The sequence below is a fragment of the Azohydromonas caseinilytica genome, assembly GCF_012927045.1.
GTDB lineage: Bacteria > Pseudomonadota > Gammaproteobacteria > Burkholderiales > Burkholderiaceae_C > Azohydromonas > Azohydromonas caseinilytica.
The window spans coordinates 146,363-160,507 of sequence record NZ_JABBFW010000009.1 but is presented as its reverse complement, the minus strand read 5'-3'; the positions used below and the strand labels follow the sequence as shown (position 1 = coordinate 160,507).

Here is a 14,145-nt window from a genome sequence, read left to right as displayed (position 1 = left end):
TCCCGGGATCGGGAGCGGCCGCCGCGTTCAGGCTCGCGAACGAGTCAGGTCAGAACTTGCTGACCAGCTGCGCCTGGACGATGCGCCCGAAGCCCGGAATGTAGTGGCCACGGTAGAGCGAATCGGCGTAGTACTTGTCGGCCACGTTGTTGACGTTGACCTTGAGCGAGACCTTGTCGCTGAAGGTGTACTCGCCCATGAGGTCGAAGGTGGCCCAGCCCGGGGCGTCCCAGCGCGCGGTGGCCGGATCGGCACCCTGCGGGATGGTGACGTCGGCCGGCGACTGCTTGCTGCGGAAGTTCACGCCGGCGCCCAGGCGCAGCTTCGGGGTGAACTGGTAGGTGGTCCAGATCGTGCCGCTGTGCTTGGGCGTCAGGCCGGGGCGGTCGCCCTTGCGGTTGCCGAAGCTCGCGCTGGCGGCCTCGTCCACCTTGGCGCTGGGAATCCACATGTACGAGCCATAGACCTCCCACTGCGGCGTGAGGCGGCCGGTGAAGTCGAGCTCGAAGCCCGTGGCATGCCGCTTGGCCGACAGCAAGTAGGAATCGTCCGTCACCGACGTGGCGTCGGTGTTGCGCTCGTTCTTCTTGGTCGAGCGGAAGACCGCCAGCCGCGTGGTGAAGCGGTTGTCGGCGCTGTCGAGCTTGGCGCCGAGCTCGATGTTCTCGCTCTCCTCCGGCGGCGTGTTGGCGCTGAGCCGGTTGTAGGAGTAGGTGTCGCCCGAGGTGTTGAACGAAGTGCCCCAGGAGAAGTGGTAGGACTGCTGCGGCGTGGGCTGGTACAGCACGCCCACGCGCTTGCTCCAGTTCGAGATGGTCTGCTCGTAGCGGCCGGCGGCGTTGGCGGCCGTGCCCACGATCTGGTCGTACTCGCCCTTGAGGTGGTCGAAGCGCAGGCCGCCCAGCAGCTTCCACTCCGGGGCCACCTGCACCAGGTCCTGCGCGTAGACGCCCCAGTTGTGCGCCTCGAAGGCGTTGGAGGGCGTGAGCTGGCGCCGGCTCTCATCCACCCAGTTGCTGCCCAGCAGCGTGCCGTCCGCCCGGATCTGGCCCTTGACCAGCACGGGGCTGGTCGGGCTCACGCCATAGACCGTCTTTTCCTCGCGCGAGATGTCCACCCCGGCCAGCACCTCATGGCGCAGGCCCACCGCCTCGAACTTGCTGCTGAAGTCGCTTTGCAGCTGCAGCGTGTCCATGTCCTGGATCTTCAGGTTGGTGCCGCGGTTGAGCACCGTCGCCGGCCCGAAGTTGTTGAGCCCCACCGCGGCCGGGTTCGTGAACGGGTTGGTGGCGGTGGCGCTGGTGCCGGCGAAGCGGATGGAGCTGGCGCGCTGGTCGCGGTCGAAACGGCCCTTGCGCAGCGTGGTGCGCAGCTCGGTGCTGTTGTCGAAGCGGTGCAGGTGGCTGAGCGTGCCCACGGCGGCGTAGCCGTCGTTGTAGTCGCTGGCCATGCCGTAGTAGGCATCCGGGCTCAGGCCCGGCAACACCGTGTTCAGCGCGTTCGGGCTCCCGCTGGGCGGGTTGCCGCCGACGGGCTTGATCCACGGCAGGCCGTAGTTCATGCCGTTGTTGTTGTTCAGGTAGAACAGGCCCGCGCTGAACTCGTCGGCCGTGCCGATGCCCCAGCGGAAGGCGCCGGCCACGCCGGCCTTCTCGATGCTGCTGCCCGAGCCGTTGTTGTCGGCCTTGGTGTGCATCACGTTCAGGCGCAGCGCCGACTCCTCGCCGGTCTTGATGTTGAAGTCGCCGGTGAGGCGGCGGTACTCGTGGTTGCCGACGGTGACGCGCACCTCGTGCTCGTCGATCAGGCGCGGCTGCTTGCTCACCTGGTTGACGGCGCCACCGGTGGAGCCGCGCCCGAAGAGCATCGAGGCCGAGCCGCGCAGCAGCTCCAGGCGGTCGTAGTTGAAGGTGTCGCGCTCGTAGAAGGCGGGCTCGCGCATGCCGTCCACGAAGATGTCGCCCGCCTGCGCCAGCGAGAAGCCGCGCAGCCGGATGTCTTCCTCGCCACCCTCCGCGGCCATGAAGGTCACGCCGGCGGTGTTCTTCAGCGTCTCCTTGAGCGTGTCGAGGTTGCGGTCGTCGATGAGCTTTTCCGTCACCACCGTCACCGACTGCGGGATGTCGCGCAGCTGCTGCTGGCCCTTGCCGATGGTGGTGGTGGTGGTGCGGATGCTCTGGTTGCCGGCGCGCTCGACGCTGCCCTTGGCGCGCACGGCGGGCAGCACCGCCTCGGCCTGGGACTGCGGCTGGGCCGGAGCCTCGGCCTGCGCCATGGCACCGCCGGCAATGCTGAAACCGGCGGCCAGCGCGCCCAGCGGCAGCAGGGCGCGGCGGTCATATTTGTTGTTCATGGGAATCTCCAGGTTGAGCTTGGCCGGAGCGCACGCGGCGCCCGATCAAAAGGGAAAGCGGGAGGGGAGAAGGACAGGCGGCGCGCGGCGCGGGCCGCGTGCCCGGGACAGGTCAGCGCGCCTCTTCGGGCGTGCTGACGAAGCCGACCTTGGACAGTCCGGCCTTGGAGGCGTCGGCCAGCGTCTCGGCCACGAAGCGGTAGGCCACGGCCTGGTCGGCGCGCAGGTGCACCTCGGGCTGCGGGTCCTTGGCGCCCTCGGCGGCGAAGCGCGCGGCCGCCTCCTCGCGGCTGACGGCCTCGCCGTTCCAGAAGCGCTGGCCGCTGGCATCGAGGGCGAACTCGATCTTCTGCGGCGGCGCCTGGTTGACCTGGCTGCTGGCCTTGGGCAGGTCCAGCTTCACGGCGTGGGTGAGCAGCGGCGCGGTGACGATGAAGATCACCAGCAGCACCAGCATCACGTCGATGAGCGGGACCATGTTGATGTCGGACACCGGCGCCGAGGAGGACTTGCGGTCGAAGCTGGCGAAGGCCATGGGGAGGGCTCCGTGAGAAGGTGAACTGCGTCAGCCGGCGGTGCGCAGGCCGCGCACGTTGCTGCTGTTGTCCGAGGCCGGAGCGGCGGCGCCGGGCTTCATGGTCTGGCCCATGGACAGGAAGGTCAGCAGCTCGAAGGCGAAGGCGTCGAGCCGGGCGTTGAGCACGCGGTTGCTGCGCGTGATGGCGTTGTAGGCCACCACCGCGGGGATGGCCACGGCCAGGCCGATGCCGGTCATGATCAGCGCCTCGCCCACCGGGCCGGCGACCTTGTCCAGCGTGCCCGCGCCGCTCATGCCGATGGCCAGCAGCGCGTGGTACACGCCCCACACCGTGCCGAACAGGCCCACGAACGGTGCGGTCGCACCGATGGTGGCCAGCGTGGTCAGCCCGTTCTCCAGCCGCGTGGTTTCCTCGTCGAGCACCTTCTTGATGGTGCGCGTGACGAAGTCTTGCGCCGTGCCGGCCTCGCTGAGCTTGGCCGCGCCGTACTTGGCATGGTGCGACTGCGCGTGCATCGCGTGCGCGGTCAGGTGCGAGAACGGGTCGCGCGCGCCATGGGTGCTGATCTCGTTGCCCACTTCCTCCAGCGAGCGCGCGTCCCAGAAGAACTTCAGGAACTGGTCGCTGCGCCGGCGCCGGATGAGCTGCGTCAGGCCCTTGATGGCGATCAGCGCCCAGGACAGCACCGACATGAGCACCAGAATCGCCAGCAGGGTCTTGCCCACCGCATCGCTCTGGGCCAGGAAATGGGCGAAGCCCGTGGCGGTTTGGGGATCGTTCATCGCTTACTCCTCCAGTTCGAAGATCAGGGGCATCAGCACCCAGAAGGCGTGGGGCTGGCCGTTTTCCATGTAGGGCTTGAAGCGCGTGGCGCGCACGGTGGCCAGCGCGGCCTCGTCCAGGCGCGGGAAGCCCGACGAGCGGGCGATCTGCATCTGCTGCGGCAGGCCCTGTGCGTCCACCAGCACGCGCACGTTCACGCGCCCGGACTCGCCGGCGCGGCGCGCGGCCGGCGGGTAGTTCAGCACCGGCGGCGTGAGGTACTGCACCGCGCTGATCGAGATCGTCTTGGGTTGCGGCGGAGCCGCGGGCGGGGCGGGCGGTGCCGGCGGGGCGGGGGCGGCTTCCACGGGCGCAGGCGGCGCGGGCGCGGGCGGCGCCGGCGGGGCCACGAAGACCGGCGGCTGCGGTGCGGGCGTGGGCGCGCTGGTGATGACGGGCTTTGGCGTCGGCGCGGGTTTTATTTGCACGCGCGGCACCGGTGGCGGGGGCGGCGCCGGCACGGGCGCCGGCGGGGCGATGAAGTCCACCGTGATCGGGATCACCTCGCCCACGGCCTGGCGCACCGGTTCCAGCTGCAGCAGCGCCCAGCCCACCGCCACATGCGCCGCGAGCATGCCCGCCCCCAGCGCCCGCCGCGCGGCGGGGGACATCGGTTCGGCATGGCCGGCGGGCAGGGGCGGCAAATTCATCGGCGGGCTCCCAGGTCAGAACCGGTGGACTTCAGGATTGCATCAATCAAGCGATCGCATTCTAAACACGAATTATTCTCAGTTAAGAACTGTTGATCGAGTTTGCACGGATGCAACAGCGCCGCGCCGTTCCTGACACGCATCGGCACGAGCGCCACGGAGCGGCGGCTATCCTTGGCCGCATGAAACTGCTGGTCCGTTGGCTGCTGCTGGCCTGCGCGCTGTTGCTCGTGGCCTATCTCTATCCGGGGGTGTCGGTGACGAGCTTCGGCGCCGCGATGGTGGCGGCGCTGGTGCTGGGGCTGCTCAACACCGTGGTGCGGCCGCTGCTGGTGCTGCTGACGCTGCCGGTGACGCTGCTGACGCTGGGGCTGTTCCTGTTCGTCATCAACGCCATCACCTTCTGGGCCGCGGCCTCGGTGCTGGACGGCTTCAACGTCAACGGCTTCTGGGCCGCGCTGGTGGGCTCGCTGATCTACAGCCTGTGCGGCATGGTCATCGACTCGGCCATGGAAAGCCTCTTCGGCGACTGAGCGCCGGGGCTCACTGGGGCGCCCCGACGCCTCGCGCGGCCCGGACCCGCACGCTCACGGGCGCTGGTTGCGCATCTCCGCTTCCAACTCGCGCCGCCGCGCCTCCATCTCGCGCAGCCGCGCGTCGATGATGGAAGCCTCGATGAAGTCCGCCGGCGCGGCGCCACTGCGCGCGAGCTGCTGGCCGGCGCGCAGCCGGTCCACCGCACCGGGCACATCGCCCAGCGCCGCGCGCGACTCGGCCTCGGCGCGCACCGAGCGCAGCTTCAAGCCCAGCTGATCGGCGCACTGCGCCAGCAACTGCCAGGCGCCGGCGTCCTCGCGCCGCTCCGCCACCCAGGTCTGCAGGGCCTCGGTGCTGTGACGCAGCGGTTCGTTGCCGGCACCGGCGCGCGCCGCGGCCAGCGCCGTCTGTGCGCGCCACAGCAGCAGCGGGCGCGAGCTGCCCGCCTCGGGCAGCGACTGCATGCGCTGCTGCGCCGCGCGCGCGTCGCCGCGCGCCAGCAGCGACTGCACGTGCAGCAGCTGCAGCCACCGCGCCGCATCGCCGCCGCGGGCCGCCGGCGGCAGCTCGCGCTGCAGCAGCGTGTCGGCCGCGGCCAGCGCCGCGTCGGCCGGCTCGAATTCGCGCAGCAGCATCGATGCCAGTGCCTGGGCGTACAGCGCGCCCAGCCGTTCCGACGCCGGGGCACCAGGAGCGGGCTGCTGCGCCTGGGCGCGGCGCAACGCCTGCACGCTGTTGTCCATCAGCACGCGCGCCCGCGCCTGGGCCAGCGCATGCTCGAAGGCGCCGTCGGGTGGCACCCCCTTGGCGGCATGCGGATCAGCCTGCACGCGCGCGCGCGCCTCGCCGATGCGCTCGGTGGTCAATGGGTGCGAGCGCAGGTAGGGGTAGTTGTTGCTGTCATTGAGCCGGTTGGCGTGCTCGAGCTTCTCGAACATGCCGGCCACGCCGGCACTGGCGTAGCCGGCGGTGCTGTGCACACCGTAGCCGATGCGGTCGGCCTCGCGCTCCATGTCGCGCGAGTAATTGAGCTGGCCCTGCACCATGGCGGCCTGTCCGCCCACCACGGCCGCCTGCGCCATGGCGGCATTGCCGGTGCGCCCGGCCGCCAGCACGCCCAGGATCATCGCCGCCATCCCCACCATCGACTGGCGCGAGGAGTTGCTGAGGCTGCGCGCGATGTGGCGCTGCGTGACGTGCGAGAGCTCGTGCGCCAGCACCGCCGCGAGCTCGTCGCGGCTGGCGGTCATGGCGATGAGCCCCAGGTGCACGCCCACATGCCCGCCGGGCAGGGCGAAGGCGTTGACGCTGCGGTCCAGCACCAGGAAGGGTTCCCAGGCGAAGGCGCTGGCCGTGTCGGCCCCGATCTCGCCGCGCCGGCGCGCCGCGCCCACCAGCGGTTCCCACAGCGACTGCACGTAGTCCAACAGCAGCGCGTCGTCCAGGTAGGCCGGATCGCGGCGGATCTCCCGCATGATCTGCTCGCCCAGGCGCCGTTCGGCATCGACGCTGAACTCGGCCGACACCGAATCGCCCAGCGCGGGCAGGGAAGACGACGATTGAGCCCGCGGCGCGGTGGCCGGCAGCGCGGCCAGGGCCAGGCCGGCGACGAGCGCGGTGGCGGCAAGGGGGTGTTTCAAGGTCGCTGGAGGGCAAAAAACGGCTGGCTATGATCGCACCGCCTTTTTGCCCCGACGTTTCCAGCCATGAACAACCCGCTTACCCACTTCGACAGCCAGGGCCAGGCCCACATGGTGGACGTCTCGGCCAAGGCCGCCACGCACCGCGTGGCCCGTGCCAGCGGCAGCATCCGCATGCAGCCCGAGACCCTGGCGCTGATCCGCGAGGGCACCGCCAAGAAGGGCGACGTGCTGGGCATCGCGCGCATCGCCGCCATCCAGGCCGCCAAGCGCACTTCCGACCTCATCCCGCTGTGCCACCCGCTGCCGCTGACGCGCGTGGCGGTGGAGCTCGACCTCGACGAGCAACTCCCCGGCGTGCGCTGTACGGTGCAGGCCGAGACGGTGGGCGTGACCGGCGTCGAGATGGAAGCGCTGACCGCCGTGCAGGTCGGCTTGCTCACCATTTATGACATGTGCAAGGCCGCCGACAAGGGCATGGTCATGAGCGACATCCGGCTGCTGGAAAAGATCGGCGGGAAGTCGGGGCATTGGGTTGCGGCCGGTTGAGCAGCTGATTTTTGCAAGCTTTTCCAAACTGCTTGCTTTATTAGAGCGATGGCATCAGGTCCTAAGCACGCAAGCGCTGCAACGCATGACAAGCGGGGCTGACTCGCAATCCTCTACGCCTTGATCCATTTGTCAGGGCAACTACCAGCAGGACACCAGCCCTATTGAGACATGCTTACTGTCCGGGGCAAGCGCGATGTCCTTTGCCACTTACTTCTCAAAGGCATATTGAGATTGTGTTGCCGCCTGAATTTCTGGCGGATGATTGAAAATTAATGACTTACCTTCCTTGTGATCCATGCATAACGTAATTAACGATATTGCGCACCTGAGACGGAAACTCGTTTTGGTACCAACAAAGAATCGACCACTCACCAAATAATAAGAGCAAATCAACAACACCAAGAGGCTCACAGCCGTTCACATAGGTCGCGCATTCTGCGCTGCCACACGTATCCATCGTGAGTGAGTAAAACTGTTTTCCTCGCGTTTGCCGCTGCTCGCCGTCGCATAAAAGAGCATTGACAACATTGCTTTCCACAGGACATAGAAAAGCAGGGCGACGCCAGCGGCGTGCGTAAGAAGCCACGCAATGCCATTCACCCCAACGGCTTGAAACAGAACGCTCAATCCATAAAGATGCACGGAATCTTGCCAAGAGGAGAAGTATTGCGGAGCATACAACGGGGCAATTGCCTCGCCAATGACATGTATTGCTCCTGCAGCAAAGAGCAGCATCAGCAACACATAGGTCACCCAGCCAAATCCAGAAAAATAACCGTAGTATATTGAGTTCAACACCACACCAAGCCAAAGACCAATCACCGCACTGGTAAGAACTAAACTTGCAAGTAAAATTTCTTGCCTAAAAAAAGCGTAGACCACAACAGTAATGGCAACGGCAACGAAAGCCAGAAGGTTGGCTTCCCCAGTAATTTTGCCCTGCGACTGAATTGTGACACTTATCCTGATAATCTGGTCGATGGTTATTCCGCCATGATGCGACCGTGCCTTGCCACTGCTCTTTGGCTCTCCCCTTCCGAGGCAACGATCCAAAAATATTCCCAACACTGTACATAGAACCCCGATTACCAGGGTATGTAGATGTCAAGTTCTTTCTTTGCCAACTCTTCCAGCATGATTTCACCGCCATGTTGTAAAGAATCAAAAATAAGACCAGAAGGGAGCCAACTACATCACCCAAGTGGACATGCTTTATGTGTGTTACCTTTTTGAGTCATACAGCAAATTTTGTTTCACTTTATCCACGGCATGGCCGTGGATAAGCAGCAGGAATACTTTATGGCTGCAGCCTCCACCATGCCCTTAGAGCTCAAGAGTTCTACCAGTTGACATGGCTAGAGAAGTTAGCCCTCCAAGATGCGAAGTCCAAAAGAGGCTTATACGAATCCCAACTGATTGGGCGGCAATCCTTCAACCGCTCACCCCGAGCTTGTGAAAAGGCAAGAAATTGATTGCAGTCGCAGAGCTTTGATAGCCCAAACCTGGTTCGAATTGGGATATTACAGGGCTTGCCAGGCTTTCACTAAGTACTCCACATATTACTTCGGCCGCGCTATGCGCAGGACCGCCCACAAATGCCTGCTCATGCCCGAAATCAATTCATGGGGAGCAAGGGCGGCACATCAGCGAACAAAGAGTTAGAACTGGATCATGCGGGTGCCGCCTACGGCGCCACAAAATCCCGCCACCCCAGCGCCCGCTGCGGCGCCTCGCACTGGAACGGTTTCACATTGCCGGCCATGACGGCCTTGTCCGCACAAGGCGCGAAAAAGGGCTCGGACTGCGGATAGTGAAACTCGCGCAGCCGCTGCGCGACATGGCGGGCGCGGTCCAGCTCGCCCGCGTCGGCCAGCGCCTCGGCCCAGGCCTGCATCAGCCGGGTGTCGAGCAGGAAATGCGTGGCCCGGGCGAAATCGGGCAGCGCGTCGATGGGCTCCGTCGCGGTGGTGGCCGCGGCGTAGTCGGCATGGTGGGCGAAGAACCAGCTGCGCTGTCCGGTTTCGATGCGCTGCACCAGCGGCCCCGCCGTCGGCGTCGGCGCGAAGATGCTCACCACGCGGGAATAGTCCACCAGGGCCAGCACGGCGCCTGCCGTCAGCAGCAGGCCGGGCAGCCGCAACGCCAGCGGGGGGTAGTGCGCAGCTTCGGTGGCCGGCACGGGTTGTGCCGCAGCCTGCGCACCCAGGCACGCACCCCAGATCCAGGCCGTGGGCAGCAGGAAATAGGCGTACCACAGCGGGTACTCGAGCTGGCTGTGCAGTGCCATGAGCACCAGCACCACCACGCCGGCGCGCAGCGCGGCGCCTTCCGCACCCGCCACGCTGACGCTGCGCCGCCCCGCCTGCCACAGTGCCAGCGCCAGCAGCGCCAGCAGCAGCGCGGCCAGCGGCAGGCCCAGCTCCACCGCGAACTGCAGCACCAGGTTGTGCGTGTGGTCGAAGAAGGCCACCGGGCGACCGGGGAAGGGCGTCAGCGTCCAGGCGAAGTTGAACTCGCCGAAGCCCACGCCCGCCCAGGGCTGCTGCTCGATCAGCGCCAGCGTGTTGCGCCAGATGCCGAAGCGCGAGCCCGACACGTCGGCTTCGCCCAGCCGCGTGGCCGCACCCAGTGCGCCTGACTGCAGCGTCTTGAGCGCCAGGGCCCAGGCCGCATAGAACAGCGGCGCCCCCAGCAGCAGCAGCCGGCTCGACCGCGCCAGCCGCCCATCCACCACGCCCCACAGCGCCAGTACCAGCAGCCCCACGGTGCCCGTGCGTGAGCCCGACAGCTCGATCCCCACGACGAGCAGCGCCCCCAGCAGGACGGCTGTTTGCGTGCGCAGCCGTCCGGCCTCGTGCAGGGGCACCAAAGCCACCAGCGACCACAACAGCAGCGAGCTCAGGTGATTGGGCTGCCGCAGGTTGCCGACCGCGCGCCCCGGAAAGCCCGAACGTGCCACCAGCACACCGTCCGCCCACGCCGGCGCGAAGACCTGCACCAGCGCGATGGCGGTGCTGAGCACGCCCACCACGACCCAGCCCAGGCAGAAAGCCTGCAGCGCCGCCGAGCGTGCCGCCGGTGCCAAGGCCGCGCCGGACCACGCCAGCACCAGGGCGGCCAGCAGCAGTCCCAGCGCCGAGGCTGCCAGGCTGCCCGGCAGCGCCACGGCCGCCGAGCCCAGCACGCTCATGGCCAGCAGTCCCAACACCGCCAGCAGTGCCGAGGCTGCCCGAGCGCCTGAGCGCCACCGCGGCGCGCCCAGCAGGGCCGCGAACAGGCCCCACAGCGCCAGCGCCGCGGCTTGATTGAAGAAAGTGGCCGAGGGCGGCAGGTTGAAAGCCACCAGCGCCGGCACGCAGCAAGCCAGCAGCGCCGCCAGAGGGAGCGCGAGAGACGTCATCGGGGGCACGGGAGCAGGGGATCGGACAAAGGCGGCGCACTCTAGCAAGAAGCTTCGGCGCCCCCGCGCGCCGTACTGCACAAGGCTGTGGACAGTGATCTGGACAACTCGGGCTTGTCCACAGGCGACACGTTCCGGCGCCGAGTTGTTGTGTTTTCGAAAGAACTAATCCAGGCCTCGGGTGCACAGCCTTGTGCTTGGCACAAGGTGTTGATAAGCAAGGACAAATTCAAGTTATCCACACAAGAGGCGCCGCTCTACCACGATCACCATTTCAAAAGATCGTGTTTGGTGAAGATCGTTGTGGATGTTGCTGCCCCTTCACGACGTGGCGACGCAGGCCGTGAACAACCTTGTGGGCAACCCGCGCACGGACGAAAAAAAGACCGCCACGGCGGTCTTCGAAGGGGGTGCGGCAGCCCGGAGGCTGGGGGCTCGCGGGCGGCGGCTCAGGGCGCGGCGCCGGACGCGCCGCCTGCGGCGGGCGGGTTGTTCTTCTCGATCAGGGCCCGGGCTTCGGCATGGGTCACGGTGGTGGAGTTGGCCCAGGTCACGTTGCTGCTGCCCAGCGTCGGCGTGAAGGTGATGGTCCTGCCGTCCAGGCCGTCACCGACCCCGGTGGCCAGGGTGGCGAGGATCACGCCGTTGGAGGTGGTGGCGGAGGCAACCTCCTTGGTTGGCGTGAAGGCCGGCACGCCGTTGCTGCCGGCACTGCAGCCGGCCAGCACGCCGCCCTGCTCCTGGATGCACACTCCCACCGCGGTCTTGAGCGCGTCCACCGAACGCAGCGCGTTGCCGACGCGGGCCTTGACGATGTAGTTCTGGTACAGCGGCAGTCCCACGGCGCCCAGGATGCCGATGATCGCCACGACGATCATCAGCTCGATGAGCGTGAAACCTTGCTGGTTGTGGCGGGTGCTTTGCATGGAAGGTCCTCCTCAAGCCTGTAGGTGCAGTAGTTGCGCCGGCGCCGATGCGGCGCCGGGCTGTGGCCGGAGGACAGGAACCCGTGAAAAATGCCGCGCACGGCTGCCGCACCGGTGGCGCCATGCTGAGGCCGCCGCGCGGCGCTCAGCCTCGGGACAAACGGCAGCCCGTCCCGCTCAATCGAGCTGCCAGCAGTCGCCCGGGCGCAGGGCGCGCGCCTTGAGGCCCAGCTGCCGGAGCTGGGCCATCACGGCCTGGACCTCGCCGGGCTTGATGTGCGTGATGTGCAGCTGAGCCGGGCCGGGCAGCCGCTGCAGCGGCTGCGCCGCCAGCACGCTGGGGCAGAGGTGGCGGCTGAGCTGTGCCAGCGGGGCGTCCTCGTCGCGGAAGGCGGTTTCGATCACCAGATGGGCCACCGGCAGCTGCGCCAGGCGCTGCCACAGCCGCTCATCGGGCCCGGTGTCACCGGTGTAGACCCAGCAGTGGCCGCCCTCGGCGGCAAAGGCGGCAAAGCCCACCGCCGGCACCGTGTGGCTGGCACTGAGCACCTCCACACGGCGCGCGCCCAGCGCCAGCGCCTGCCCGACGGCGAAGGGCTCCAGCGTCAATACCGGCTGCTGTGGCGTGGGCAGCCGGGTGAAATCGGGCCAGATGAGGTTGTTGAACAGGTGCTCGCGCAGCGCCTGCAGCGTCTGGGGCAGGGCATGCACGCGGATGGGCGGACGCCCCGCGGTGGCGCGCAGCCGCATGACGCTGTCGGCCAGCAGCGGCACGCCCAGCACATGGTCCAGGTGCGAGTGGCTCAGCAGGATGTGGTCGATGCGCGCGAGCTCTTCGAGCGTGAGCGAGCCCACGCCGGTGCCGGCGTCGATGAGCACGTCGTCATCGAGCAGGAACGAGGTGGTGGGGCTGCCGGCCGCCAGGGCACCGGCACAGCCCAGGACACGGATCTTCATGGTGGGGGAGTGCGGCGCGCCGCGCATCGCGCCGGGGCCATCACTGCTGCAGCGCGAACAGCATCTGCGTGCCGGCGAGCTCGATCACGTCGCCGTCGCGCAGGGCGACGACATCGGATTGCAGCGGCGCGCCGTTGACGCTGGGCCGATGGCTGCCTTCGACATGCGTGAGCACGTAGCCGCTCGGGCGCCGCGTGATGCTGGCCACCTGCACGCCGGGCTTGCCCACCGTGGTGACGATCTTGGTCAACGCCGCCTCATGCCCGGCGGCATGGCCGTTGAGCACCTTGAGCGTGGCCATGGGCAGCTCGGCGGCGGCGTTACCGGCCGGATCGCCGCCCAGCAGCGGCGCGGTGTGGGTGAAGGCGTTCCCGGGCGGCGGGCGCAGCGCCTGGGTGGGCTCGTACTCGCTGCCCTCGTGCGCGAGGTAGCGCAGCTTGTATTTGCCGATTTCCACGCTGTCGTTGTGCGCGAGCTGCTGGCGGCGGATGGCGCGGCCGTTGATGTAGGTGCCGTTGGTGCTGTTGAGGTCCTCGATGAAGACCGCGCTGCCCACGGTCTGCAGCACCGCGTGCTCGCCGCTGACGGCCAGGTTGTCGATCACGATGTCGTTGTAGGGCCGCCGACCCAGCGTGGTCTTGTCCTTGGTGAGCTCCACCTGCTTGATCACCACGCCGTCGAGAGAGACGACCAGTTTGCCCATGCTTGTCCTCGTGTGGCTGGCCGTGGAAGCAGCGGGCCCGGCGGGCGAGGCGCTCCGCTCAGCGCTTGAACGGCCACCAGGAGCGGGTGGCCGCCGCCGGTCCCGGCACGCGGGCCAGGATCACGGCGATGTTATCTTTTCCCCCCGCCTGGTTGGCCGCGTCCACCAGGGCGCGCCCGGCCTGCGCGAGGTCCGTGTGCGAAAGCAGGATCTGGGCGATGGCGTTGTCGTCGAGCATGTCCGAGAGCCCGTCCGAGCACAGCAGGTACAGGTCGCCGGGCTGGAGCTCGTGCATCTGCGTCTCCAGCAGCACACGCTCTTCCACGCCGACGGCGCGGGTGACGAGGTTCTTGTAGGCGCTGAAGGCGGCCTGCTCGGGCGTGATGAGGCCGGCGTCGATCTGTTCCTGCAGCAGCGAGTGGTCGCGCGTGAGGCGCATCAGCCGCGTGCCGCGCAGCCGGTAGGCACGCGAGTCGCCGACATGGCCGCTGAGCACATGGCCGGCGCGGAACACCAGCATCACCAGCGTGGTGCCCATGCCGGCGTATTGGGGGTTGGCCCGTGCGGCCTCGAAGATGGCGCGGTTGGCCTGCCCCACGCACATCTCCATGGCGCGGCGCACTTCCTGGTCCGAGGCGGCGTCGGCGGACTGCTGCAGCCAGCGGCCGAGCTCGTTGCGCAACTGCGTGGTGAGCATGCCGCTGGCGACTTCGCCGGCGTTGTAGCCCCCCATGCCGTCGGCCAGCACCGCCAGCGCCGCGGCCTCGTCCAGTGCCACCGCGTCCTCGTTGTTGCTGCGCGCGCGGCCGGTGTCGATGGCGCTGAAGAACTCGGGGTTCATGGTCTGCATGAGGTCAGCGGGCATTGTGCCGCGCCGCCCGCCGCCGTGTCGGCTCGGGGGCTGCGTGAACGCCGTGCGGGTGGCAAATGTCGCATCAACCCGCAATGCGTGCGCTTTGGGCGGAGGGATTGCGATGCGTCAACTCTTACCGCAAAGCGCCGCCAAAACGTACTGTCATCAACTTGTCACCACCCCGGCTCGGGGGCAAACTGGTTTCGACGGGAT

General features: G+C 67.5%; 13 protein-coding genes. 2 read left to right on the top strand and 11 right to left on the bottom strand.

Translation table 11 applies throughout. The features are described 5' to 3' along the window. Positions 1-49: 49 nt before the first annotated feature. The 4 genes from HHL10_RS15200 to HHL10_RS15185 all read right to left on the bottom strand — a co-directional run bounded on the left by HHL10_RS15200 (position 50) and on the right by HHL10_RS15185 (position 4,364). A complete protein-coding gene (locus tag HHL10_RS15200; protein ID WP_169161223.1) occupies positions 50-2,353 on the bottom strand; it encodes a TonB-dependent receptor in 2,304 nt (767 codons plus the stop codon). Positions 2,354-2,465: 112 nt separating this feature from the next. Beyond that, positions 2,466-2,888: an ExbD/TolR family protein gene (locus HHL10_RS15195; protein WP_169161222.1), complete on the bottom strand. Its 423-nt coding sequence runs from the start codon at positions 2,886-2,888 to the stop codon at positions 2,466-2,468. Between the two features lie 30 nt (positions 2,889-2,918). Then, positions 2,919-3,674: a MotA/TolQ/ExbB proton channel family protein gene (locus HHL10_RS15190; protein ID WP_169161221.1), complete on the bottom strand. Its 756-nt coding sequence runs from the start codon at positions 3,672-3,674 to the stop codon at positions 2,919-2,921. 3 nt (positions 3,675-3,677) lie between these two features. Further along, positions 3,678-4,364, bottom strand: coding sequence for an energy transducer TonB (locus HHL10_RS15185; RefSeq protein ID WP_169161220.1), 687 nt, complete (start codon positions 4,362-4,364; stop codon positions 3,678-3,680). A gap of 182 nt (positions 4,365-4,546) precedes the next feature. Here HHL10_RS15185 and HHL10_RS15180 point away from each other — a divergent pair, with 182 nt between their 5' ends. Continuing rightward, the gene (locus tag HHL10_RS15180) at positions 4,547-4,897 is read left to right on the top strand and encodes a phage holin family protein (protein WP_169161219.1); all 351 of its coding nucleotides are present in this window, start codon (positions 4,547-4,549) and stop codon (positions 4,895-4,897) included. A 54-nt stretch (positions 4,898-4,951) separates the two neighbouring features. Here HHL10_RS15180 and HHL10_RS15175 read toward each other — a convergent pair whose 3' ends face one another. Then, positions 4,952-6,541: a M48 family metalloprotease gene (locus HHL10_RS15175; RefSeq protein ID WP_235971495.1), complete on the bottom strand. Its 1,590-nt coding sequence runs from the start codon at positions 6,539-6,541 to the stop codon at positions 4,952-4,954. 66 nt (positions 6,542-6,607) lie between these two features. Between HHL10_RS15175 and moaC the strand changes: the two genes are divergently transcribed. After that, positions 6,608-7,090: a cyclic pyranopterin monophosphate synthase MoaC gene (gene moaC / locus HHL10_RS15170; protein WP_169161218.1), complete on the top strand. Its 483-nt coding sequence runs from the start codon at positions 6,608-6,610 to the stop codon at positions 7,088-7,090. A 420-nt stretch (positions 7,091-7,510) separates the two neighbouring features. Here the strand turns inward: moaC and HHL10_RS15165 are convergent, their stop codons facing one another. From HHL10_RS15165 to HHL10_RS15140, 6 genes are all read right to left on the bottom strand, one after another. Then, positions 7,511-8,146, bottom strand: a complete 636-nt coding sequence (locus HHL10_RS15165) for a hypothetical protein (protein WP_169161217.1) — start codon at positions 8,144-8,146, stop codon at positions 7,511-7,513. Positions 8,147-8,777: 631 nt separating this feature from the next. Then, positions 8,778-10,493 carry a PglL family O-oligosaccharyltransferase gene (locus HHL10_RS15160; RefSeq protein ID WP_169161216.1) on the bottom strand — a complete coding sequence of 572 codons (1,716 nt, stop codon included), beginning with the start codon at positions 10,491-10,493 and terminating at the stop codon, positions 8,778-8,780. A 449-nt stretch (positions 10,494-10,942) separates the two neighbouring features. Further along, positions 10,943-11,419, bottom strand: coding sequence for a pilin (locus HHL10_RS15155; protein WP_169161215.1), 477 nt, complete (start codon positions 11,417-11,419; stop codon positions 10,943-10,945). Between the two features lie 177 nt (positions 11,420-11,596). Beyond that, entirely contained in the window at positions 11,597-12,376 is a 780-nt protein-coding gene (locus HHL10_RS15150) for an MBL fold metallo-hydrolase (RefSeq protein WP_169161214.1), read from the bottom strand. Between the two features lie 40 nt (positions 12,377-12,416). Next, entirely contained in the window at positions 12,417-13,079 is a 663-nt protein-coding gene (locus HHL10_RS15145; protein WP_169161213.1) for an FHA domain-containing protein, read from the bottom strand. Positions 13,080-13,137: 58 nt separating this feature from the next. Then, the gene (locus HHL10_RS15140; RefSeq protein ID WP_169161265.1) at positions 13,138-13,920 is read right to left on the bottom strand and encodes a Stp1/IreP family PP2C-type Ser/Thr phosphatase; all 783 of its coding nucleotides are present in this window, start codon (positions 13,918-13,920) and stop codon (positions 13,138-13,140) included. Positions 13,921-14,145 lie beyond the last annotated feature (225 nt).

Bases quoted from the DNA above. Each gene is read 5' to 3' on its own strand.
- HHL10_RS15200 (WP_169161223.1), bottom strand. From the start codon at position 2,353: ATGAACAACAAATATGACCGCCGCGCCCTGCTGCCGCTGGGCGCGCTG.
- HHL10_RS15195 (WP_169161222.1), bottom strand. From the start codon at position 2,888: ATGGCCTTCGCCAGCTTCGACCGCAAGTCCTCCTCGGCGCCGGTGTCC.
- HHL10_RS15190 (WP_169161221.1), bottom strand. From the start codon at position 3,674: ATGAACGATCCCCAAACCGCCACGGGCTTCGCCCATTTCCTGGCCCAG.
- HHL10_RS15185 (WP_169161220.1), bottom strand. From the start codon at position 4,364: ATGAATTTGCCGCCCCTGCCCGCCGGCCATGCCGAACCGATGTCCCCC.
- HHL10_RS15180 (WP_169161219.1), top strand. From the start codon at position 4,547: ATGAAACTGCTGGTCCGTTGGCTGCTGCTGGCCTGCGCGCTGTTGCTC.
- moaC (WP_169161218.1), top strand. From the start codon at position 6,608: ATGAACAACCCGCTTACCCACTTCGACAGCCAGGGCCAGGCCCACATG.
- HHL10_RS15160 (WP_169161216.1), bottom strand. From the start codon at position 10,493: ATGACGTCTCTCGCGCTCCCTCTGGCGGCGCTGCTGGCTTGCTGCGTG.
- HHL10_RS15155 (WP_169161215.1), bottom strand. From the start codon at position 11,419: ATGCAAAGCACCCGCCACAACCAGCAAGGTTTCACGCTCATCGAGCTG.
- HHL10_RS15150 (WP_169161214.1), bottom strand. From the start codon at position 12,376: ATGAAGATCCGTGTCCTGGGCTGTGCCGGTGCCCTGGCGGCCGGCAGC.
- HHL10_RS15145 (WP_169161213.1), bottom strand. From the start codon at position 13,079: ATGGGCAAACTGGTCGTCTCTCTCGACGGCGTGGTGATCAAGCAGGTG.
- HHL10_RS15140 (WP_169161265.1), bottom strand. From the start codon at position 13,920: ATGAACCCCGAGTTCTTCAGCGCCATCGACACCGGCCGCGCGCGCAGC.